This window comes from Flammeovirga agarivorans (genome assembly GCF_012641475.1).
GTDB classification, from domain to species: Bacteria; Bacteroidota; Bacteroidia; order Cytophagales; family Flammeovirgaceae; genus Flammeovirga; species Flammeovirga agarivorans.
Map to the genome: position 1 here is coordinate 1 of NZ_JABAIL010000004.1, position 25,814 is coordinate 25,814.

A 25,814-nucleotide genomic window follows, 5' to 3' on the forward strand; every position below is an offset into this window, starting at 1 on the left:
CCTTCTGAATTCCATGTTCTGAACGGATCATCTTCATTAAAAGTGATACCAAGTTCAGTGAGTAAATCATGGACTTTTGTTGAGTCTTGATCACCAAGTGCGAAAGTAATATTAATGTCAGCAAACTTAATTTCTAGTCCATCATGATTAGACGAAGAGATAAATAACTGATAGTTACCTTCATCTTCTCTAGTCATATTAGAGATATCAAGGTCTAGAACATTAGAATAACCAGCATTGTCAAAAACCCATTCGTAAGTTAAATCAGAGTAAGTAGGAGCAGCAGATAAAGCAGAAGTATATCCTTCGCCACCTTTTACAATTGTATCTACTTGTTGAACTGGATCAATGGTCTGATTACCATAATAAAAGTTGACTAGTTCGATACTGCTTAGATAATCCAATTCATCAAAATATAACTGGTTATTTGTTACATCTAACGTTTCAAGATTTCCTAAGTTATCTAAACTTCTCGGAATAGAAGTAAGGTCATTTCCACTTATGTTTAATGTAGTTACAGCACCATATGCGTCTACTGTATAACTCACACCATCTACAGTCCAGTCTCTGAATCCATCAGAAGGGTTATCGATTGTTTTCCCTAAATCAACAATAAACTGTCTGATGTAAGCGGAATCATAATCACCTAGAGTATATGTTAGGTTGATTTGGTATAGATCATATGTTATTGCATTATGACTCATCGATGTAACTGATAAATCATATGTGCCAGCATCGCCAGGTTGGAAATCAGAGAATGAAATATCTTTTGTAGAGAATACAGATGTTATTCCTTTTTTCCAATCATAAGAGATATCACTATATTCTTGGGTGATTGATGAGGTATAGTTGTCACCATGTTTTACAACAGCATTAATAACAGTAGGAGTGACATTTTGCTCTCCATAGTCAAGGACACTTGTTGGTAAACTTAATAGTTCATCTAATTCATCAAAGTAAATGTTATTATCATTAATATATAACTCATCCAGAGAAGCAAAACTACTTAACGCATCAGGAACATGGTCTAAGCTTGAACCGCTTAAGTCAATACTAGTTACTAATCCATGGTCATCAATATTAGTGATGATGCCATTGTCGTTCCAGTTTCTGAAAGGATCAGTTTCTTCGAAAGTGATACCAAGTTCAGTAAGTAGATCATGTACATATGATGAATCTTGATCTCCAAGGGCAAAAGTGATATCAATGTCTGCGATTTTAATATTTAAATCAGGAATATCAGAAGATGATACATATAACATGTAATTACCTTCGTCTACTTTATCCATAATTGGAATGTCAAACTCAATATCATTTTTAAAGAAGCTATTGTCCTGTTCCCAAGTGTATACAAGATTACTGTAAGTAGGAGCAGGTGTAATAGTGGCAGAATATGATTCACCACCTTTTACTGTTGCTTCAATTTCTTCTACAGATGCATAATTTTGATTTCCAATAACAAAGTCAATACCAGCACCAAATGTGAAGTTTACATTATTATTGACGTCATCAATATCATCAAAATAGAATTGGTTATCGTTGATATTTAATTCTTCAGTGACAGATAATGATGGGATATTATTTAATGAAGAAATGGTGTTCTTCTCCAATGATAATGTATCGATATATGCGAAATTACTTAATGAAGCTGGAGCTTCTGTTAAGTCCATTTCATCAAGACTAACCTTACGAACGTATCCATAATCATCTACTCTAATAGAGTCATTCCATTCCCATATTGGATCAACTGGATTATAATCGCTACCTAGTCCAAGTTCAGCAAGTAGAGTAATCATGTTATCTCTATCTTTTTGACCTCTTTCAACATTGATATTAATTTCAATAGTTAAATGGAAATCAAATACCCATTCATTAGGAGGGTAAAGTTTTGCTTGGTAAGTACCGTTGTCAGCTAAAGCTGTGATGCCAAGGTTTTCATCCGTATTAGTAATTGCTTCGAATACTCCAGAGTCTTCGTTTTTCTTTAACCACTCATAAGTGTCTCCAAATAGATAGTTGTCATTCAGTGAGAACTTATCATCATCTCCTAATGTGTAAGTTTCATTATACACTTCAAATGGAGAAGCTGGTGTATATTGAATAGTTGGTGATGTACCTTCATAGTAATCATCAAACTGGTCAAAGTAGAGGTAGTTTCCATCAGCATTAATAGTAACATGACTGTAGTAACCGATGACTGGACCTCCAATCGGAATTTCTAATTCTCCTTCATTGACTTGGACCTCACCTTTGAAGCCTCCAGTCTCTTCTAGGAACCCACCTTCTCCGCCTTCAATGACTCCGGCAAAGTGTGAGATACTCCATGATTCAACGTTTTTATTCGATATGTCGATATATGTAAGAAAACCATATTCGTCAAAATCGATATAGTTTTCTAAGCCTGGCATTGCTGCCATTTCACCATCCCATGTGTAAAGGTCTGTAGGAGTCCAAGATACACCAAAGTTTGAAGCAAAATCACCGTCTCTAAATGTAAGAGAAGTAAATAAGTCTGCTACAGCATCAATATCATTAGTATCTAAATAACCTTCAGGAACGTACTCAAATATAATAGTAGACCAATTCGTTGTTACATCTGTATATTTTTTATGACGCATTCTTACGTCAATCTCGATGTTGAAATGGGTAGAGTTATCTAAGTCTGTAATTGCTGTTAGAGGTACTTTAATCAGGTTGAATTTGATATCTTCATAACCATCATTAAGTAATGTGTCTTTCAATGCAAAGTTTGTGATTTCACCTCCATTGTACTCAATAACTATCTCTTCATCAATATCTTTGTGTCTGTTTTTGTATGTAAACGGATCATAGATACTGTAAGTAATTACTAAACTGTCATCTTCACTATTTAGTAAGGTAAATGGATAGGTTCCACCATACTCACTATCAGCTTGTAAATTCGCATTAAATTCAGGGCTATTTAATAAAAACTTGATAGCACCTGATGAATTGTTAGTGTCATCATAAGTCATCCAATTAGGGTCAATAACATATAATGTATCTCCAATTGAATTAATATTCTCGACTCTACCACCAATTACATAAGCTCTTTCTTGATCGTCCTCGATATCAATATTAAGATCAGAAGGGTAAGCCCCATCAGCTCCTGCAAATAAAGGAACCTCTAATTTAAATGGGGTACTATTTGGGATATATGATCCATCAAGCTCATCACCGAGTACGTCTAATTGTGAAGCACCAGCTATATAAATTGCTTGTGTTTGTGAGGCAACAAGAGAGTTTCTAATAACAGCATTAGACTCAAAAGTAAAAGAATTGACATCAATTAATGTTAGGTTGTTAAAGTGATGACTTTCTTCTGTGTGAAATGTGAAATTATAATCATTGGCAGTGGAGCCACTATTATTAATAGTGAAATCATGACCTCTTGTGAATCTTGCACCATTAATAAGGTTTAATTGATTGGTAATTATTGTTTCATTATTACCATAAACATGAAATAAACCTTCATCGACAGTTAAAGGTACATCGATTTGAATTGTTCTTGTAGCTTCTCCATCTTCTACATTAAAGTTGGATATAAAAATCTGAGAATTATCTGGGTCTGTAGAAGAGATTTTTTCACCATAGAAACTAAAATGAGGAGCGGAGGTATCAACTACTTTTGCTTTATCAAAAGTGTTTACAATAACACCATCAAGTGTAATATCATTTAAAACCTCAAGATTCACATAGTCCAATTCAAAAACACCACCACTATAGAGGTTTAAGTTTTGAGTGAAGAAATAATAAGGTTCCAAAGCGTAATTTGTTCCATCTGATGTTGAAACTAGATTCACTTCAGCACTATTTTCAGAAGCAGTATTATCAATAACTAATGAATTAATAATAAAGTCTTCTGGAGGTAGACGCATGTCTATAGTATGTTCAACAATGGCATTGTCTTGAGGATATCTAGGGGTTCTATCTTTGTCCCATGTTAAGTATGTTTCCCAAGCATTATTAGCAACCGTTGTAAATGTACCGCCAATTGAAGTCGTTAGTACACGTACGTTATGTACACTTTGTTCATCTGGGTTGAAAGCACCGAAAGCAACATTTGAAAGATCTCCAGTAGCAGTAATAATGTTTTTTGTCCCACTATCATCTTTCTCTAAAACCAACTCTGAGGCCTCCGTAATATTCCAGTCATATGTATTAGTTATTGCTGTAGTAATACTACCTGCAATAGATGAAACACCTTCACCGCCCTCAATATACCAGCTTTTACCCGGCATAAGACCATAAAACTCTCCATCTTGTTCAAAGATTAAATCGTCATAAGAGTCAAATTTATTAGTAAAGAACAGTATGCCAACGCGACCTGATGTAGTATTAAGCTTAGTAACATTAAGAGTTAATGAAGCATCGTAATAGATTCCTGTTGATCCATCGTCAGTTTCTTCAGAGTAGAATGGTAGATCAATAGAGAAGGGTGTAGTTACACTATTTCTAAACTCAACAAGTACATATTCATCATAACTAGAAGAATAATAGATGTTTGCGTCACCATCAAATACAGTATTGGAGTTTCTGTATGGGACCACCAAGTTTATGCCTTGTAAGTACAAGTCACCATCCAATTTAATATTGTCTTCGATGATAAACTCATCTCCATCAGAACCATCTTTATTTAATAGGGTTGTCTTATATGAAACTTCAAGAGCTTTAACTTCAATAGGTATATTTACTCTTGAATCTATTAAAGCTTCATCTGTATTGTTATTACCAATTCTTAAGCTTAATTGTTTAAAGTCAAAATTGTCTGAATTGATTAATAATTTGTCTTTTAACCAAAGGTTATTTTTAATGCTTGCTTTGAATGAGTTACTATTCTTATTTAAGACTTTAACGTACGTTGAAATATATGTATTATTTGATTGGAAGGTAATATCAGCATCAATAGGACTCATTACAATACCGACATCATCAGTACCAAAATTGATTAGTCCATTTACCTCAAAATTATATCCAATATTTAAATCACTATAAGTATTAAGAACACCATTGATTTTACCTCCAAGGGTGGTATTATTACCTGATCCAATAGTAACTGTACCGTCACTCACTAAGTTTTTAGATTCAAAAGTAGAATAATCATCCGCAAAGGTGATGATACCAGTATTTTGAATGTTCTCACAAATTAGACCTCCGAATTTTTGTATAGTAATCGTACCATCATTTTTGAAATTGGGTACTGTTAACTCAGCAGAAGACCCTTCTCCAGCACTTAATAATGTTAAGTGACCAATGGAATTGACAGTCATTGAATGATATGACTCATTATAATTTAAGCTAAGGTTGTGGTCTATATATACATGAGCATTTTTATCTTGACTATCTGGAGATTTCCCACCTGACCAAGCCTTACTTTCCCACCAATTACCATCATCTACTGTGACATAAGGAATGGCCTGAATTGAGAAGTTGTTTTGATAGTTATCACCAACAATAACATTGTTATATATCATTCCCATGCCGCTACCAAAGCCTGTCCAAGAAGTTACATCTTTAAAACTAAGTTTTGTAGCTGTAGCAGTAATGTCGCTTTTATCGAAAACTCTGATTTCTTGTTCCGTTCTAGAGAAAACTGAAAAACTCTCATCATCTTCCATAATATGAAGTTGAGAAGAGGCTACAGAACCAGTACCAATCTTAATAGAGTTCGCTAGAGTAAATGAATCGAAGAAAGTACCGGGAATGTATTCTTCAATAACTTCGTCACTACCTCTTAAACCAGCAACAATTATTTTATCACTATAAACAAATACATCATATATCTTATCATAATCAGTAGAGTTGATTCTGATACCTTCATCAACTTTATCGACCTGATCTAACTTGAAGAACTCAAGATGTTCCTTTCCTGCATTTTCAAATTTAAGGATCTCAGTAAATTGAATACTTAAATTTACATTTTCGAAAGAAGAGTAAGTACCAGTTAGATTACCATATGAACTAATGTTTTTTGTAATCCCTTTTGATGTTGGATTATTAAAATCAGTAATTGAAACTTCACCATTGCCATGAACGAAAAATGCAACACCATCTGAGCTATTTCTTGTAAGCTCGAAATGAGAACCGAAAGCATTCCCATAATCGATACCCGCATCATATAAAGATTTAGCTTCTCTGTATTTCCAGAATCCTCCTTCAATTTCATATTTGATAACTCGACCAGTATAACCATCATATTGAGGGTCGCTGATATAAAGTTCCCAATCTGATTTAAAGATCACTTTTTGACCTTTTACATTATTATCGTCTTCTTCAGCGCCAACACTTATGGTAGGGAAATAACCAAAGTAACCTTCGCTAAATATTGAAATATCAGAAGCTCCTAATTTTTGATCAATTTCAACAACTTCAAATCCATCTGATAATGGACTGCCCATGTTGAAGTTGTATACGTGAATGTAGAAATAATGAGTCCCCTCAGATTGCGGACTTACCCAAATTTTGTGGTTATCATCTGCAGATGTTTTGTAATCGCCTCTGGGAAAAGCTCCATCATTTTCTATGTATCCATTATATGGTAATAGATAAAATACATGGTTTTCACCATCAACGTTAATAGTTCGCTTTTTATATTCCGATTGTTCAGTATGTACTAGTTGTACTTCATTATTATCGTAATCATAAAAGTTTGTTGTGCCGTCATCACCATGAGTAATAATCGATTTACCATCTGGGGATATTGTAATATGTGAACCGAAAGTATTACCCGTTCCGTTACCTTCTTCAATTACGTGTGTTTCTTCAATATTTTGTGAAAAGACAGCTGATGAAATTAGAAAGAAAGATAAAGTAGAAAGAAAAACAGCAAATGACTTAATGTATAGTTTCGTCATGTTAGTCATTAGATTTTGTTGAGTGAAATTAAAAAACTTAGTTTATCGTGTTAACGAATATTATTAAATATAAGTTACGAAATTACTTCTAATCTTTCTACTATCATATTTTTTATATCAAATTCTTTATCAAATAGTGTTCTTGATGTACTTTTTTTATAAAAATGACAAAAATATAACTCTTGATTATCAATAAATTATTAAATGTTTTAATTGTACTATTTCTGTAATCAGGTGAAATAAATTGACTGTTGCGGTACAGTTTGCCATATTGCACCGATAAATTAACTTGATATTTTAAATGATAAGATACGTTAAAATTAAGACGTTTACTTTTTACCTAGTGCTGTTATTATTTAGTAGTGTCAGCTGTAAAAAATCTAAAGATGATCTTTCGAAAATAGACTTTGTAAGTAATGCGATGAATGAGCAAATTCAAGCGGATACGAGCATGACCAATTTTATCCTTCCATATAAAAAAGAATTGGATGCTCAGATGGATCAAGTGATAGCAAGAGTCAATGAAGATTTAACTATTGATTATCCCAATAATAAATTAGGCAATTTTGTATGTGATCTCAGTGTATATGTTGTTGAAAAAGAGACGGGTAATACAATAGATTTATGTATTATGAATAATGGTGGTTTTAGAGCCTCAATTTTTAAAGGAGATATCTCGAAACGTCATGCTTTTAAATTAATGCCCTTTGATAATCAGTTGGTTATTGCTCGTTTAAAAGGGAGTGACCTGGAAGATTTATTTGAGTATGTTGCTGAATATAAAGCACCGGTTTCAGGCATACAATTAGGAATAAAAGAAGGGAAGCCTTATGAACCTTTAGTTGGCGGTGAAAAAGTAGATCCTAATAAGCAATATGCTGTTCTAACGACAGACTATCTTTTTGAAGGAGGAGATAATATGGCGTTTTTCAAAAAATCAAAAAACTCATCAATGACAGATATTCTTCTTCGCGATGCAATTATTGATTACTGTGTAGATGTAAAAGAAGTTAAGGTGAATCATGGGAAAAGATTATACGATGTCAAATAAGAAGGATATGAACCAGTCGAGAAGAGAATTTGTGAAGCTTTTATCTAAAGGTACTGCATTAGGAACATTAGGTTTTTTGGTGCCTTCAACTTTATTTGCTACCAATAAATTAAAGCAAATCACCATCTTACATACCAACGATACACATAGTCAGATTGATCCATTTCCATCTTCTCACAAACACTACCCTAATATGGCAGGGGTGGCAAAAAGAAAGCAATTTATTGATCAGGTAAGAGCTGAACAAGAAAATGTACTTTTACTAGATGCTGGAGATATATTTCAGGGTACTCCTTATTTCAATTTTTTCAAAGGTGAAATTGAAATGAAAAGTATGTCTAAAATGGGGTATGATGCAGCGACAATCGGGAATCATGACTTCGATAATAAAGTAGATGGGTTGTCAAATGTGATGCCTCATGCTGATTTTGACATGTTAATAACTAACTATGATTTCTCAAATACTTCTATGGATGGAAAAACTAAACCGTATAAGATTTTTCATAAAGATGGGATTAAAATAGGAGTATTTGGTATAGGAATAAAACTAGATGGATTGGTGTCAAAATCTTGCTATCAAGAAACAAAATATAGTAGTGGAATAGATGCAGCACAACAATTTAGTAAACTTTTGAAGTTTGAAGAAAATTGTGATTTAGTAATATGTTTATCTCATTTAGGTTATACAGCATTTAACAAAGGTGACGAAGATGATCATCAGTTAGCTAAGAAGACTAAGTACATTGATGTTATCATTGGTGGGCACTCTCATACCTTCTTGGATGAACCTACTGTAATGAAGAATGCTGAAGATAAAGATGTATTAGTAACACAGGTAGGTTATGCAGGTATTAAAGTAGGTAGACTGGATTTTTATTTTAACGATAATAAACCACTTGCTTATAGTTCTGATCATTTCCAATTATACGCAATTAAATAGGACTATTTTAATACTCCTTTATTATATATTTTTAACTATATTGCAATCAGTTACAACAAATTTTCTAGATTTTTTTAATATCAGTAGTTACCTAGTCTTCTGATTCTTTATTAAACATAACTCACAGAAAGATGGATCGAAAATATGATGTCGTCATTATAGGTGGAGGTCAGACAGGGTTATCCGTAGCATACTTTTTACATAGATATAAGATTAACTTTTTGATCTTAGATGAAAATGAAAAGGCTGGAGGGTCATGGTCAAAAGGTTGGGATTCTTTACAACTTTTTTCACCTGGAATTTATTCATCATTATCTGGCTGGATGTTACCACCACCGAAAGAAATAAAATATCCTTCAAGAGAGGAATTTATAGATTACCTTGATAAATATGAGCAACGTTATGGCTTTCCAATCGAAAGACCTGTCACGGTTCAAAGTGTCAAAGAAAACTGTAAATATTATACTGTAGAGACTACAAAAGGGGAAATAGAGACAAAAGTTGTTATTTCTTGTACCGGTGCAACAAGTACTCCCTACATTCCAAAATATGAAGGAATGAGAGACTTTAAAGGGCAATTATTACATTCCTATTATTATCGAAATCCTGATCAATTAAAAGGAAATAAAATCCTAATTATTGGTGGAGGTAATAGTGGTGCTCAAATCGTTTCTGAGGTGTCTAGAACCCATGATGTTCAATGGGCTACTCGTATTCCACCAAGGTTTCTTCCTGATGAAGTTGATGGTAGGTATTTATTTGATTCGGCTTCTCAAACTGAACAAGATAAAAATGAACATTTTCAAGATCATAAAGACCGTATTCTTAGTGATATTGTGATGTTGGAAAGTGTAAAAGAAGCAAAAAAGAGAGGTGACTTAACGGCAAGAAAGTCAAATTTTTCTTTCGTTGAGGACGGTGTTATTTGGCATGAAAACAACGAGCATCAAGTGTTTGATGCGGTGATATGGTGTACAGGGTTTAAACCCAATTTCTCTTTTCTGAACTCTTTAGATATCGTTCAAAACCATAAAATAGAAACAGAGGGTACAAGAGTGTTGCAAAAAGAAGGACTATGGGCCGTTGGTTATGGTAATTGGACTGGATTTGCCTCAGCAACAATACATGGTGTAGGAAAAACAGCCGAGAAAACAGCTGAAGAGGTCATACAATATCTAATGGATTTTGAGGATTTTGTACCGATTTTGGATATTAAACCTTAGATAATATCGTATAAGTCTTGATTTATATTAAAAATTATTAAATAAGAACTAGCAAACATAAATAATTCGAAATTTCATCTGACATTTGTGTGAACGACTAAACTCACTAATTTTATTTTTAACCTAACTTTAATGAATCAATTTATCAAGTTCATTTTGCCTTTAATGATCTTCTTCTCATGCGGTAAAAAAGAACAAAAGATGCAAACTAAAGCTCCCAAAAAATATAAAGTGGTAGCTGTAGAACAACGTGACATATCTTATACAAAATCCTATCCTACAAGCATTAGAGGAGAAGTAAGTAGTGAAGTGCGAGCAAAAATAAGTGGCTACATTGATGCTGTATATGTAGATGAAGGTCAGGAAGTTAAAAAGGGACAAAAACTCTTTCATATTGAAACTGCTTCATTAAGTGAAGAAGCGCAAACTGCTAAAGCACAGGTAGATGCGGCACAAGTTGAAGTGGAAAGGTTAAAGCCTTTGGTGGAGAAGAAAGTGATCAGTGAAATTCAACTGAAAACTGCAGAAGCTAAATTGGCACAAACTAAAAGTAACCTTAACACTATATACGCACAGATCGGTTACGCAACAATTACAAGCCCTGTAAATGGAGTTGTAGGGTCAATTAATTTTAGACAAGGTACTCTGGTTGGACCGAGTACGCCATCTTTAACGGAAGTTTCAGACATTAAGAATGTATTTGCTTATTTCTCTATGAATGAGAAGGATTTTCTAGCTTTCACTAAGAATGTCAAAGGGAATACAATGGAAGATCGTATTCAAAATATGGAAGCAGTGACACTTCAGTTAGCAGATGGCAGTGATTATACACATCAAGGTAAAATCGTAACTATTTCTGGTTCAATAGATCAAAATACGGGATCAGTGTCATTTAGAGCAAAATTCCCTAACCCTGAAGGTATATTAAGAGATGGGTCTTCAGGGAGAGTGATTCTTAAAAATGAAATGGAAGATGCATTGGTTATTCCATTCCAATCAACATTCGAACAACAAGGACAAACGTTAGTCTATAGAGTTTCTGAGACAGATTCTTTATATACAAAGAAGATAGAAAGCTCTATAAAAACGGGGAAATTACTAGTTGTAGAAGGTGGAATAAAGAAAGGAGATCAAATTCTAGCAGAAGGTGTGAACATTGTTAGGTCCGGTCAAAAAATTATTGCTGATGCTACATCTGTAGAGGATGTGCTTAATACCTATTCTACACAATTCAGATAAACCAATCATGTTACAAAAATTTATAGATAGACCTGTTTTATCCACAGTGATCTCTGTTGTGATTACTTTATTGGGTATTCTAGGCTATATGAACCTACCTGTTTCTCAATATCCTGATATAGCACCTCCAACAGTTTCTGTGTCAGCAACCTATCCTGGAGCGAGTGCAGAAACAATATTAGAGAGTGTTGTTGTGCCTATCGAAGAGCAAATTAATGGAGTGGAAGGAATGACCTACATGACTTCTTCAGCGAGTAATAACGGAGATGCTTCTATTACTGTCTTCTTCGAGCAAGGAATTGATCCTGATGTTGCTGCTGTAAACGTTCAAAACAGAGTGGCAAGAGCGAATGCAAAACTTCCTGCCGAAGTGATTCGTTCAGGTGTGATTACCCAAAAGCAACAAAATTCAGCTCTTCTTTATGCTGCTGTTTATTCAGAAAATAAAGATTATGATGAGACTTTTGTATCCAATTACCTTAACATTCAATTAAAACCAGAATTACAAAGGGTAAAGGGTGTGGCTTCAGTGAATGTATTTGGGGCAAGAGATTACTCAATGAGGATTTGGTTGGACCCAGCAAAAATGGCCAACTATAAGTTGACGACTACCGATATACAGGATGCAGTTAAAGAACAAAGTTTAGAGGCTGCGGCTGGTGCATTAGGTCAAAATGCGGGTGAACCTTTTGAATATGTGATCAAATACAAAGGTAGGTATAAGAATAAAAAGGAGTATGAAGATATTATTATCCGTTCAGAAGGAAATGGTAAATTCTTACGACTGAAAGACGTAGCAGATATAGAACTAGATGCCTTTTCTTATGATACCAAAAGTATAACTTTAGGCTATCCAAGTGTTAGTTTTGGTATTTTCCAAACACCAGGCTCAAATGCTCAAGAGGTAATTGAAAACCTACATAAAGAATTACAAAGATTAGAAAAGAATTTTCCTGATGGTGTAAAGTATGTGATTAACTACGATACTAACCGCTTTTTAACGGCATCTATGGAAAAAGTTCAACATACATTATTTGAGGCTTTTATTCTGGTATTCCTGGTAGTATTAATCTTCTTACAAGATTTTAAGTCTACATTAATTCCAGCTATTGCAGTACCTGTAGCGATCATCGGTACTTTCTTCTTTTTAGGTCTATTTGGATATTCCGTTAACCTATTGACTTTGTTTGCCATGGTTTTAGCCATTGGTATTGTGGTAGATGATGCTATTGTTGTTGTTGAGGCTGTACATGCTAAAATGGACGGAGGAATGACGGATGCTTACAAAGCGACAAGTAAAGCGATGAGTGAAATTGGAGGAGCTATTATCTCAATCACCTTAGTAATGGCAGCGGTATTTATTCCAATTACTTTTGTGAATGGCCCTTCTGGTGTATTCTATGAGCAATTTGGAGTAACGTTGATCATAGCTATTTTGATATCAGCCGTCAATGCACTTACACTTTCACCTGCTTTATGTGTGATCTTCTTAAAAGGAGGGCATGAACATCAAAAGAAATCTTTGATAGATAAATTCTATGATGCCTTCAATTTGGCATTTGATATTGGGGTAAGAAAGTATACAAGGACATTACAGGTATTTCTACGTTACAAATGGTTGACTTTTGTAGCCTTAATGTTTTCAGTTGGTGGTGCTTACTATTTTAATTTAGTGACTCCATCAGGGTTTGTTCCTAAAGAAGATAGAGGAGTAGTGTTTGTGAATATTGAGTTGCCAATCGGTTCATCAATGGATAGAACTTTTTCTGTTTCAGAAGAAATCCTCGGAAACATAAAAGATATTCCTGGAGTGCATTCTGCTTCCATGAGATCTGGTTCCAACTTCTTTTCTGGTGCTGGTAGTTCTTATGCTTTAGGTTTTGTACTCTTGAAAGGATATGATGAAAGAACGACACCGGAAACTAGTCTTGATGGTATTATGGCGGAATTGAAAAAGAGAACTGCACATATCAACTCTGCACAAGTAATATTCTTTGTACCTCCAAGTATCCCAGGTTTTGGTAGTGCAGATGGTTTCGAATTCCAAATTTTAGATAAAGCCTCTGGTTCGTTAAAAGGATTGGATGAGGTAGCTAAAAATTTCACTAATGCTATTATGCAGGATGAATCAGTAGGTTTTGCTTCCAACTCATTTAATGTCAATGTACCTCAATTAGAAATGGACATTAACGTAGCCAAGGCTAAAGAATCAGGTGTTAATGTTGGGGATATTTTTAGGTCCTTACAAGGTTTTATTGGTGGTTATTATGTAGCAGACTTTACTCGATTTGGTAAACAGTTAAGAGTAAATATGCAGGCAAAACCAAGTGATAGAAAAGATGAATCTAGCTTGGATAATATTTTTGTTAGAAATTCAAATGGTACCATGGTTCAAGTGTCAGAGTTTGTCAAACTTAATAGAACTTATGGTCCTCAGTCAATAAAACGATTCAACTTATATAATGCTGTATCTATCTCAGGTGGCCTTGCTCCCGGACATTCATCTGGAGAAGCCATTGAAGCCATAAAAAGAATAGCTGAAGAAGAATTACCATTGAATTATGAAATTGCCTTTTCTGGTTTAACAAGAGAAGAGATTAATTCATCAGGACAATCTTTCTATATTTTTATGCTAAGTATTTTGTTTACCTATTTGTTCTTAGCTGCACAATATGAGAGTTATATCTTGCCTTTCGCTGTATTATTCTCATTGCCTTTTGGTATCGTGGGAGCATATGGATTTACATATATGGCGGGCTTAGAAAACAATATTTACTTCCAGGTAGCCATGATTATGTTGGTGGGATTACTTGCCAAAAATGCCATTCTGATTATCGAGTTTGCCTTACAGCGAAGACATGAAGGATTAAGTATTTATGATTCAGCAATTGAAGGGGCAAGAGAACGTATTCGTCCAATTTTAATGACATCATTTGCCTTTATCTTAGGGTTAATGCCTCTAGTTTTAGCATCTGGAGTTGGAGCAGCAGGTAACAGGTCAATTGGTACAGGTGCAGTAGCAGGTTTATTTGTAGGTACTGTATTGGGTTTAGTTTTTATTCCAGTATTATTTATGATTTTCCAATCTATTCAAGAACATTTCTTCGGATTAGGTAAAAAGTCTATTGAAACACCAACAGCAGATAAAGATTTAGAAAATGCGTCTAATTAAAATATTGTTTGTAAGTGTCTTGATAGGATCACTTACAACATCTTGTCTAATTCGAAAAGATTATACAAGAACTGTAGAAATTGATAATGATCAATTGTACCGAATTCAAGATGAAGTAGATACTGTCGCGAATTTTGCAAATATTGCATGGTCAGAATATTTCCAGGATTCTTTGTTGAGAAATTATATTCAGCAAGGCATTACAAATAATTTTGATGTTCGAATTGCTTTAGAAAATGTAAAAATTGCAGAATCATTATTTAAGCAAGGAAAAATGGCTCAAATGCCGACCATAAATGGTAATCTTGGAGCATCGTATCAGAAAAACTCTCCAAACTCAGCATTTGGTAGTGTTTTCCCAGATCAATGGAATTATGATGTAACGGCAAACATTACTTGGGAAGCTGATATTTGGGGTAAGTTGAAAGCGACAACAGAATTGTCGAAGAATAATTACCTTCAGCAACAAGAAGTAAAGAAAGCGGTGATTTCAAACTTAGTTAGTCAAATTGCTTTTAATTATTATAGATTAATTGGCTTTGACAAGCAAAAAGAGATCTTACTGAAAACGATTACTTCAAGAGAAGAAAGTTTAGAGACAACGAAAGCACTGTATGGTTCTGGTGAATTGACTTTGGTCGCAGTGAAACAATCGGAAGCCTTATTAGCCAATTCTAAATTGCTATTAGTAGAAGCCGAAAAACAAGCACAACTTTCTGAAAATGTTATCTCTTTCCTCATGGGTATTCCAGGTCAGGAAGTACAAAGAGATACTACTTTTCATGATCGATTTGATTTTAAACTGGATGTGGGGGTACCACTACAATTATTAGAAAACCGACCAGATGTAAAAGCAGCAGAATACAATTTAATATCTGCTTTTGAGAGGGTAAATATTTCAAAATCTAATTTTTATCCTTCTGTGTCTATATCTCTAAATGGCGGTTTACAAAGTGTTGAAATACAGGATTGGTTTAATCCTCAGTCATTTATGTTCAATATTTTAGGACAAATGACACAACCCATCTGGAATAAAAGACAGATCAAAACAGATTATGAGATCACTCAAGCTGAAGAAAGAAAGGCACTTTTAAACTTTCAGCAACAGATATTATTTGCTGGTCAAGAAGTTTCTAATTCTGTATTAGTCATCAATAAGCAAAACTTAATAATTGAGAACCAATTAGAAGTGTGCGATGCTTACCGCTTTGCTGTTGATTACTCACAAGATTTATTATCGTCAGGATCTGCAAATTATCTGGAGGTAATTACAGCGAGGCAAAACCTATTACAGGCAGAACTAGTACTTGTCGATAATGAGTTAATTAAGATCACAGAGTATATAAAACTATATAATGCATTAGGTGGTGGTTGGAATTAATTTTTCAAGAAATCACAATAAAATCAATCATCCTTGGAATTTTCTGAGGATGATTTTTGTTTTTTATACAGAAAGAAGAAAATACATAAATATTTTAATGAATGTAAGTACATCTCACTTCGTTTATCTTTTACTAAATAGAAGCCAGTAAAAATCTATTTTATGAAAGCGAAGACATTACTCTCTTTTTTCTACTTAGTTCCTTTTTATTTAATGTATGTTATGGCAGTATTTATTGATCATGATGTACCTGAAACGAAAGACAAAAACCAACAAGAAATGGTGAAAGATACTCCTTATACTTTTTCAAAAAATTACTTTTCTGATGAGTTACACATCAAAAGATAACAAGAAAAAGTATCTCTTAATTTAAACTACCCCACGCAAACACCTGGTAAATCGCTAAAGAAAAATCTTTAAGTGATTTACCTTTTTTTATTTTTTATATGTAATATGTGTCTCCCCTAGAACCTTTGTTTTTTATATCAAAAATGATGTTTTTCGACTTTTGTGTACCCTATAGCTAGATTTTCTTTGTACCCTTTTTTTTGTGATTGAGAAATGTATATGTATCCTTAATTGTACTACATACATTTTTTATTTGCTTTGATTTGTGTTTTAGTTTTGAAATGAATCGTAGCGGACAGTCCCCTTCAGAGCTGTCCACATTATCTTCTAGATGAATCCTAGGTAAATATCAGAAACTAATTAGCTACTACATTTTAAATCTAACTATCAAAAAGATGAACAACATCCACAAGAAATTCCGAATGGGAATTCTTACTTGGCTCATGATAATGTTGCCAATTGCAGGAGTATGGTCTCAAATAGACTCAGGCTCTCCGTACTCTATCAACGATCATGAAAAAGAAGTTATTGGTTATGTTCCCAACTGGGATGCATGGAAAGGCCAAGACTTTAATATTCCGAAAGGATCATTAAATCACTATAATATTGATTACTCTCAGTATACTATTTTAAATTTCTCTTTCTTCGGTGTTGCGGTTGACGGTTCTCTACATAGTGGAGACTTAAGAAACAAACAGATCTATAAAGAAGGAACGATTCAACAGCCAGCAGATCTACTACATCCAGATAAGTATTCGTCTCATGACCAAGCAATGGTTTTGGGTTCTCCTCAAGAATTTTGGGGATGGGATGATGTTCTTTATGAATTAGGGTATGAACCTAAACCAAGTGGTGCATACAATGGTTGGATAAGAACTGAAACAGGTGAGCAAGGAGAATGGCCACTTACAGAATATCCAACACCAGGTATGATTAAAATTGCTCATGATAATGGTATCAGAGTAATGGCATCTATTGGTGGATGGTCTATGTGTAAGCACTTTCCAGAAATGGCTGCTGATCCAGTTAAAAAACAAAGATTCCTTGACGATTGTAAAATCCTTATTGATGAATACGGTTTTGATGGTATCGATATCGACTGGGAATATCCAGGCCCATTCGCAGGGATGAACTTTACAGGTACAGAAGATGATTATCATAACTTCACTGTACTTATGCAAGATATCAGAGCGTTAGTTGGCCCTGATCGTTTGGTTACTGCTGCATTCTCTGCTGCTCCAGCTAAATTAAAGAATTTAGAGTGGGAAGAGTTGGATAAAGTGATGGATTATTACAACATGATGTCTTATGATTTTCATGGTGGATGGTCTGGTATTGCAGGTCATAACTCTCCATTATATCCTTACCCTGGAGAAGAGTGGGGTGATTTCTCATGGGATTTAACGTTTACGTATTTAAGAGATTCATTAGGTGTAAATCCTGCGAAAGTAAACATGGGTATGGCTTTCTATGGTAGAGGAGTTGTTACTGATGGAGCCGCAGGTGTAAATGTTCCTACGATCAAAAAAGATGTTACTTTCTCTGTTGATGGACCTGTAAGTTCTGCTTCAGATTTAAATAACTGGGGGGCAACAGAAGGTTCGCCATATTTCTTCCAAATCCAAGAAGCATTGGCTTCGGGTGAATGGACAAGACATTGGGATGATGTGGCAAAAGTGCCATATATGACAAAATCGTCTGGTGGTAATAACTACTTTACTTCTTATGATGATGAAGAGTCAATCACTTTAAAATCGGAATATATCACTGATAACAATATTGGTGGTGTGATTATCTGGGAAGTGTATACAGACTGGAAAGTAGGACCAGAAACAGGAAAAATTGGTGGATATCCATCATGCCCAGGTACTGTTCCTGAATTAGTTCATGTGGTGAACAAGGTATTTGCTGAAAACGCAGGTCCTGTAAATCCAGCTCCAGTTGTTGCTATCTCAGCACCAGAATCAGTTGAGCAAACTGATTTAGCATCGATCGACTTTACATTTACAGCATCGGATGATATGTCTGTTACATCTGTAGTTGTTAAAGTAAACGATGTTGAAGTAACGGCTACTTTAGATCAAGGAGTTTATTCTGCTTCATTTGTTCCTGCAGCATATGGTGAGCAAACTATATCAGTTGTGGCAACAGATGATCAAGGGAAATCAACAACAAAAGTAGCTAAAGTAGTGGTGGTAGATCCATCAACGCCAAATGTAGCACCTACAGTAGCTATTACTGCACCTGCAGATGCTTCAACATTAACGGTAGCTACTTTAGAAGCAATTGAAATTGTAGTAGACGCAAATGATGAAGACGGTACAATTGCTTCAACTAGTATTGAAGTAGATGGACAAACATTTACTGCTTCTCCTGCTTCATGGACTCCTTCGGCTTTTGGATCATATACAATCAACGTAACGGTTACAGATAATGAAGGAGCATCAGCTACAGCATCATCAACAATTACGGTTGAAGAAGAAACTTCTACAGGTGGTGGAAACTGTGGAGATGTAGCAGAATATGAAGGTTACCCTATGATCTACAACTCGGGAGATCAAGTAAGTTATGAAGGAGTAATCTATGAGGCAGTTGTTGGAAATCTTTACAACGTAACTCCAGGTACGGCTGAACACTGGTGGAAAACTATTGGTCCATGTTCAGTAGGCCCAATTGCTCCTCAGGTATCTTTTGTAACACCAAATGCAGGAACTGTTGAAGTAACTTCATTCCCTTACTCAGTAAATGTTGTAGCGGATGCTACAGATGAAGACGGTACAATCACTTCAGTTGAATATGCAGTAAATGGGTCATCAATTTCAGAAGGAACATTTGATATCACTGCTTTAGGTGAGTATAATTTCACTGTGACAGCTACAGATAACGATGGTCAAACAGCATCAGATCTAGTAAAAGTTACATTGGTGGCACCACAACCTGTAGCTCCTACAGTATCTTTTGTTTCTCTTCAATCAGAGACAAAAATGGTGGATGCTTTACCATATGCTATTGATTTATCAACGAACTCTTCTGATGAGGATGGTAGTGTTACTTCTGTAGTTGTTACAGTAAATGGAACAGAAGTATCTGGTAATTCATTTGATGCTTCTGTTTACGGTGAATACGTTATTGTAGCAACGGTGACAGATAATGATAATCAATCATCTTCTGTTTCAGCAACAATTGTATTGACGGAGCCACAACCATTAGCTCCAGTAGTGAGCTTAGATAGCCCTGCTTCAGGTACAGTTGAAACGGTTTTACCATATAACTTGGTTTTATCTTCAACGTCATCAGATGAAGATGGAACAATTGCTTCTGTAGAATATACAGTGAATGGAATTGTTGTAAACGAAGGTAACTACGAAGTAAATGCTTACGGTATCTACTCGGTAGAGGTAACAGTAACAGATAATGATGGATTAACTGCTTCTGCTGCTTCGTCAGTAAATGTAAAAGAAGTACCATTCGTTGTAGAATGTCCTCATCCAGAATGGGATAGTGAAACAATTTATACAGGTGGTGATCAGGTAGTTTTCAACGGAAACATCTATAGTGCAAAATGGTGGACACAAGGGAATGAGCCAGGCAATGGTGACCCTTGGCAAGCGACTGGTGAAGTTTGTGGAAATGGAGGTTTAGGAGATGTTGTTCCTACAATCACTTTTGTTCATCCAGCGGGTGATACATACACAGCTTTAACTACTATTGATATTGAGGTGGATGCACAAGATGAAAATGGAGAAGTAACAGATGTTTCATTAACTGTTGATGGAGCAACTACTCAAGGTAAGTCAACAACATTTACTCCTTCTTCATTTGGTAACTATGTGATTACAGCTTCTGCAACAGATGCTCAAGGAAATAATACAACTGCAACTAAAGTAGTATCGTTTACACAATCATCAGTGAATGATATTAACGCAGACGGTTCTATTAACCTAACAGGTCCATTTGCTCCAGCTCCAACGGGTGCTCAAAGAATTATTGGCTATGTTCCTACATGGAAAGGATCACCAGGAGATCTTGATTACTCAAAAGTAACGCATGTAAATGTTGCTTTCCTTGAGTTTGATATGAAAGAGGGTACTGCTTATACAGCTAGTGACTTTGCAAGCGGTGATTTCTCTGCTGAATCTCAACATGTTTTAGATTCATTACTTCCTATTATCGTACCTAAAGCACATGCTCAAGGAGCAACGATCTCAATTGCTGTAGGTGGAGCCATAGATTATGGTTTCTTGAAAGTAATGGAACAATACAAGTCTAATCCTGCAATTATTGATGTTACTGCAGATAAATTATTAGCTTTTGTAGATAAATATAATCTTGACGGTATTGATTTAGACCTTGAGTGCTGGTGGGCAGATCCTGCAATTCCAGGTACTGCTGAGCAAGGTGGTAGAACAAGAGGAACAGACAAGTGGGGTGGAGAAGTAGAACAAGGTGCTCATCCTGCATCTTATGGCCTTACTTTATTAGCTAAAAAATTAAGAGCTAAACGTCCATCTCTACTATTGTCAAGTGCAGTTTTTGCAACACCTTGGTATGGTAATAACTATGATGCAGGTCTAGTAGGTTATTTAGATTGGTTAGGTCTAATGACATATGACTTTACAGGCTCATGGGATGATTCTCCTATTGGTCCTCACTCATCTTTATATGAAGTGGATAACAGCAATTACACTAAAGCCTCGGCTGATAATCCAATCTACTCAGTAGAAACTTCATTGAAATATTGGAGTGGAGAGTGGTCTACATGGCAAGGTTCTGGTCATGGAGTGAACAAAGGTAAATTGACAATTGGTGTACCTTTCTACGGATATGATTTATCATTAACGAAGAAAGATGCCGGTCAAGGTGCTAACGGGTTCTACTTCATTGGATACAACGAAATTTTAGATTTATATCCAGATGCAGCAACTTCTTATGATCCTCAAGATCCAAATCAATTAAGTGGTTTTGTTGGTGCTGAAGATGGTAGAAAGATCTATTTTGAAACACCAAAAGGTGCTGCTGCTAAGGTGTCTTATGCACAAAACAATGGTTTACAAGGTACTATTATTTGGGAACTTACTTTTGATGTAGAAGATCCTTCATTAAGTCTACTTTCAGCAATGAATTCTGCTTTATCGAGTAATGTAAGAAGAATAACTACTGACAATAGCCTTTCGAAAGAGCTATTAGAAGCAGTAAGTTATCCAAATCCATTCTCGAACTTCACTAAAGTAAATATTACAGCACAGAAAAGTGGAGTATTAAATCTTCAGGTATTCAATGTACAAGGAGGATTAATGGAATCATTTACACAAGATGTTGAAAAGGGTAGTACTACTATTCAGTTAGATGGTGGAAAATTACCTTCAGGAGTATATCTAGTTAAAATTAATGTAGGCGATCAGCAGATTGTTGAAAGAATTATAAAGAGATAATATTCAGATCATTAGACAACATGTGATATAGTGTGGGCCCTGCCATTTGGTAGGGCCTTTTTATTTTAGCATGATTTTTTCGTAAATTTTTTCAACTAAAATGAGTACAACTACCAATTCTTATTCTTTTACTGAAAAGAACACAAAGATTACTTAAACTTAATTTACTATGAGGTACAAACTGATTATACTACTTTTTTTAATTGGATTTACTTTTTCTAGCTGCTCATCTACCGATGCTGATGACACTATGGATCCAACTTCTCAGACAGATACAGACAGTGAAGAGGAAGCTTCTGATGCTGATGATTCTGAAACAGAAGAAGAAACTGACTCTGATACCGATGAAGATACAGATTCAGAAATAGACACTGACGATGAATTAGCAGTATATAGAAAAATTTATGGAGCTACAGATATCTACAAAGATGGAGACTATGTAGTGATCGAAATGGAAGGTATTCCAGATCATGGCAGTCCTTATTATGATGGATCTGAATGGCAAGACCGTTATGAAGAAAATGATGAAAGATCATTCAATCAAAACCCTAACGTAATTCAATCTGTAGATAGAACAGTAAGAATACCATTATATCCAACAGAGGCTACAGATCATCAAGCGACTGCTTTAGGAACTATGGGAGTTGCTTTAAATGGAGTGGCTTTCTTTAACCAGTATGCGGGCCCGAATAATCAACCGTTGACCAATGAGATTTATTCTTTTGATCAATACAATGGTCACCCACAGAGTTCAGGAGTATACCATTATCACCTTGAGCCTAATTACTTAACGGAACAAGAATCGATAGGACAAGATGGTTTATTAGGTTTCTTATTAGATGGTTTCCCTGTATACGGCCCAATGGAGAATAATGTAGCAGTAACTAATGATGATCTAGATGATTATCATGGTCACTCACATGAAACAGAAGATTACCCTGATGGTATTTATCACTACCATATTACTGCGGAAGATCCTTACATCAATGGAAATGGATATTATGGAACACCAGGCACTAGTACTCAATAAATATATCACCTTATTTTTCCTAATTATTTTCTTCTCCTCTTGTCAAAAAGGCAAGAAGGAGGAGAACATAGTTGATTTCAAATATCTGCCAACTGTGCATGTTGATAGTGTCAGCCATCAAGCAAAGGGAGGAATTTTTTATGTAAATCAACAACCTTTTTCTGGTGCAATTTATTGGAGTTACTCCAACGGTGATACACTAAGAGTAAAAAGGTATTATAAAGGAAAAAAAGAAGGGCAATGGTCAAGATATTATCCTGACCATGTTATGAAAGAAAAACGTTTTTTCCATTTAGGAAAGAAAGAAGGAAATCATAAAGGTTTCTACCAGAATGGATCTTTAAAATTTCATTATGAATTGTCCAATGATGTTTATGAAGGAAATTCTAAAGCATGGACAATGGACGGTATTTTAATAAGAGATCAAAATTATCATTTAGGTCAAGAAGAAGGATCTCAAAAAGTTTGGTATGACAACGGCAAGATAAAAGCCAACTATGTAATAAAAGACGGAAGGAGGTATGGACTACTTGGGACCAAGAACTGTATAAACGTATCCGACAATGCAATATAGATTCATCACGATATTATTTACGATAGTATTATTCTCATGTCAATCACAGGAAAAAGAATTGCCATTTTATAATACACCTGATTTTACACCTATTTTTCTAAATAACGAAAAAGATATTGATCGCAAGATCACTCATGAAATCAACGATTTTTCATTCCTTGATCAGCACAATCAACAAATCACCCAAAAAGATATAGAAGGGAAAATTCATGTGGCAAATTTCATTTTTACAAGCTGTGGAAGTATTTGTCCTGTGATGACCAATCATATGAAAATAATAGATCAGGAATTTAGTGATGATCAAGAGGTAGCTATTTTGTCGTATAGTGTTACACCTTGGATAGATAATGTTGAAGTATTACAAGAGTATACTGAGAAGCAACAGATCCAATCTAAAAATTGGCATTTTCTAACGGGAGATAAAAGTGAAATTTATCAACTGGCGAGACAATCCTATTTTGCTGAAGAGGATCTAGGTTTTACAAAAGATTCTACAGATTTTCTTCATACCGAACATGTTATTTTAGTAGATGCTGATAAACGAATAAGAGGAATCTACAATGGCACCATAAAGCTGGATATGAGACAACTTGCAAAAGATATTGAAGCATTAAAAGCAGAGAAGAAAAAGAATATTTTTGGGTAATACTTTGAAGAAGTGTATATTATAGATTGATATTATTCTACTTCAATCAAAAACTATGGACTTCTCTCAGATTAATTTTTTAGCTGTATTAGTAGCAGCAGTTGCTTCTTTTATTCTAGGAGCAATTTGGTATTCAGCCATTTTTGGAAAAGCTTGGCAAAAAGAATTAGGCTTTACTGATGAATATTTACAGGAAGCAAATATGGCTGTCATTTTTGGGACTAGCTTTGTTCTCATGCTAATTATGTCTTTTGGCATATCCATGCTAATCAGTCATGCAGGGGCAACTATCGACGTTACACAAGGAGCAATGCATGGCTTTCTAATTGGAATTATGTTCGTTGGAATGTCAATGGGTATTAACTATTTATATCAACGAAGAAGTATAAAATTATGGTTAATTGATGCAGGGTATCAGATTACCTTCCTCACCATACAAGGTGCGATTATAGGCGCATGGCACTAAAAAAAGGCTAACTTCAAAAAAGAAGTTAGCCTTTTTATAAAACAGCATATATGATAATTATTGGTATAGGCTATTTGCACTAGAAGTATACATTCTATCAAGTAATGAATACCTCACCTGCATTAAACCGTTATTTACTTTTACTAGAAAATCATCCCAAGCAAGGTTCACTTCAGCTAGATAAGCATCGGCTTCCTCTTTTGTATTTGGTTGATGATTAAATTTGTAATGAGCAGATTTCAAAATTTCATCAACATTGAATTTTTGATTGAAATACTCTCTGACCATCACTTCATTTTCTACGCTTCCCGAGTTTTCATTGAATACTCTTTCCACAACATTTTTTGCGATTTCATTGTTGGGGAAGTTCATGTAAGCCATAATGTCTCCGAGGGAAATAGGCATTTTGGTTGCTTCAGGTACTACTGATAGACAGCCAAGGTGGATTTCGTTCTTTAGAATTAAATGCTTCATGGTTTTACTATTTAGTGATGTATATGGTTAATGATTTAAACGTAATACAATTTGAATAGATTCATTTATTTTGTTAAAATTCTAATAATTCTGTTCTTTTGTCACGATTTTCCATTTTCAACAAAGATTTTTACCATGAAACTAGAAAGAATTCAAATTTTCCCTATCAAATCCTTAGATCCAGTAGTTTTGGATGAAGTTAAAATCACTGATGGTTTAACATTAGAAAATGATAGAAGGTGGGCAATTCATCGAAAAAGTGATGGTAGAACAGTCAATGGAAAAAAATATCCAGCTGTACATCAATTAAGGTCTGAGTTTGACCTAAATAATAAAACAGTTGCCCTTGGTATTGGTGATGCTTCAAAAGAAAACTTTCTATTAGAAGGAGATTATACACAGTTAAATGCATTTTTATCTGAATATTTTAAGGAGGAAGTTCATGTTTTAGAAAACACTTCAACTGGTTTCCCTGACCACAATGGAGGAAATGTTGGAGCGAGTCTCGTATCAAATCAAACTTTCCAATTAGTAGGTGAGTGGTTTGATTTAGACCCCGAAGAAGTAAATAGGAGAATGCGTATGAACTTTATTATAAACAGTGAATATGCTTTCCAAGAGGACGAACTGATGGGAGTTGATAAGCAACACCCCAAACCTTTCTTTATTAATAATGTACAGCTCAATGGCTATAAACCTTGTGAAAGATGTCCAGTACCTACTAGAGACTCTTATACAGGAGAAGTAGTTAAAGGCTTTCAGAAGAAATTTTTGCAAAATAGATTAGCGACACAACCCGATCTATTAAGTAATCAAATATATGCTCATGCTTATATGTGTGGAATAGTACTTAATATCCCTTCAGCATCGGCAGGGAAAGTAATTTCATCTCAATTTGAATTAACAGTTTAAGGGTTCAAAATTATTTTTCCCTTCATCACTATTATTTTGATGATTATTGGATCA

The 25,814-nt window shown here is 34.7% G+C and carries 15 protein-coding genes; 13 read left to right on the plus strand and 2 right to left on the minus strand.

What is annotated here, in order from left to right; translation table 11 throughout:
- The coding region (locus tag HGP29_RS13045) for a hypothetical protein (RefSeq protein ID WP_211093288.1) at positions 1-6,872 on the minus strand (6,872 nt) is incomplete at its 3' end.
- Positions 6,873-7,173: 301 nt separating this feature from the next.
- Between HGP29_RS13045 and HGP29_RS13050 the strand changes: the two genes are divergently transcribed.
- From HGP29_RS13050 to HGP29_RS13105, 12 genes are all read left to right on the plus strand, one after another.
- Entirely contained in the window at positions 7,174-7,923 is a 750-nt protein-coding gene (locus HGP29_RS13050; RefSeq protein WP_168882870.1) for a 5'-nucleotidase C-terminal domain-containing protein, read from the plus strand.
- Positions 7,895-8,863, plus strand: a complete 969-nt coding sequence (locus HGP29_RS13055) for a bifunctional metallophosphatase/5'-nucleotidase (RefSeq protein WP_235958299.1) — start codon at positions 7,895-7,897, stop codon at positions 8,861-8,863. Before HGP29_RS13050 ends, HGP29_RS13055 begins: the two co-directional genes overlap by 29 nt.
- A gap of 131 nt (positions 8,864-8,994) precedes the next feature.
- A complete protein-coding gene (locus HGP29_RS13060) occupies positions 8,995-10,086 on the plus strand; it encodes an ArsO family NAD(P)H-dependent flavin-containing monooxygenase (RefSeq protein ID WP_168882871.1) in 1,092 nt (363 codons plus the stop codon).
- A 132-nt stretch (positions 10,087-10,218) separates the two neighbouring features.
- The gene (locus HGP29_RS13065; RefSeq protein WP_168882872.1) at positions 10,219-11,325 is read left to right on the plus strand and encodes an efflux RND transporter periplasmic adaptor subunit; all 1,107 of its coding nucleotides are present in this window, start codon (positions 10,219-10,221) and stop codon (positions 11,323-11,325) included.
- Positions 11,326-11,332: 7 nt separating this feature from the next.
- Complete coding sequence (locus HGP29_RS13070; protein ID WP_168882873.1) at positions 11,333-14,497, plus strand: efflux RND transporter permease subunit; 3,165 nt, start codon at positions 11,333-11,335, stop codon at positions 14,495-14,497.
- Positions 14,484-15,878, plus strand: a complete 1,395-nt coding sequence (locus HGP29_RS13075) for a TolC family protein (RefSeq protein WP_168882874.1) — start codon at positions 14,484-14,486, stop codon at positions 15,876-15,878. Before HGP29_RS13070 ends, HGP29_RS13075 begins: the two co-directional genes overlap by 14 nt.
- Before the next feature lie 162 nt (positions 15,879-16,040).
- Complete coding sequence (locus HGP29_RS13080; RefSeq protein ID WP_168882875.1) at positions 16,041-16,226, plus strand: hypothetical protein; 186 nt, start codon at positions 16,041-16,043, stop codon at positions 16,224-16,226.
- Between the two features lie 395 nt (positions 16,227-16,621).
- Positions 16,622-21,658, plus strand: coding sequence for a glycosyl hydrolase family 18 protein (locus HGP29_RS29070; RefSeq protein WP_168882876.1), 5,037 nt, complete (start codon positions 16,622-16,624; stop codon positions 21,656-21,658).
- Positions 21,659-21,827: 169 nt separating this feature from the next.
- Positions 21,828-22,688 carry a YHYH protein gene (locus tag HGP29_RS13090; RefSeq protein ID WP_235958300.1) on the plus strand — a complete coding sequence of 287 codons (861 nt, stop codon included), beginning with the start codon at positions 21,828-21,830 and terminating at the stop codon, positions 22,686-22,688.
- Positions 22,660-23,262 (plus strand): toxin-antitoxin system YwqK family antitoxin, encoded by a 603-nt coding sequence (locus tag HGP29_RS13095; protein WP_168882877.1) that lies wholly within the window; start codon positions 22,660-22,662, stop codon positions 23,260-23,262. The genes HGP29_RS13090 and HGP29_RS13095 overlap by 29 nt, the downstream gene beginning before the upstream one ends.
- Entirely contained in the window at positions 23,252-23,908 is a 657-nt protein-coding gene (locus tag HGP29_RS13100; RefSeq protein ID WP_168882878.1) for an SCO family protein, read from the plus strand. Before HGP29_RS13095 ends, HGP29_RS13100 begins: the two co-directional genes overlap by 11 nt.
- A gap of 55 nt (positions 23,909-23,963) precedes the next feature.
- Positions 23,964-24,374, plus strand: coding sequence for a DUF1761 domain-containing protein (locus HGP29_RS13105; RefSeq protein ID WP_168882879.1), 411 nt, complete (start codon positions 23,964-23,966; stop codon positions 24,372-24,374).
- Between the two features lie 57 nt (positions 24,375-24,431).
- Here HGP29_RS13105 and HGP29_RS13110 read toward each other — a convergent pair whose 3' ends face one another.
- Entirely contained in the window at positions 24,432-24,848 is a 417-nt protein-coding gene (locus tag HGP29_RS13110) for a hypothetical protein (RefSeq protein WP_168882880.1), read from the minus strand.
- A gap of 135 nt (positions 24,849-24,983) precedes the next feature.
- Here HGP29_RS13110 and HGP29_RS13115 point away from each other — a divergent pair, with 135 nt between their 5' ends.
- Positions 24,984-25,760: an MOSC N-terminal beta barrel domain-containing protein gene (locus HGP29_RS13115; protein ID WP_168882881.1), complete on the plus strand. Its 777-nt coding sequence runs from the start codon at positions 24,984-24,986 to the stop codon at positions 25,758-25,760.
- Positions 25,761-25,814: the final 54 nt, after the last annotated feature.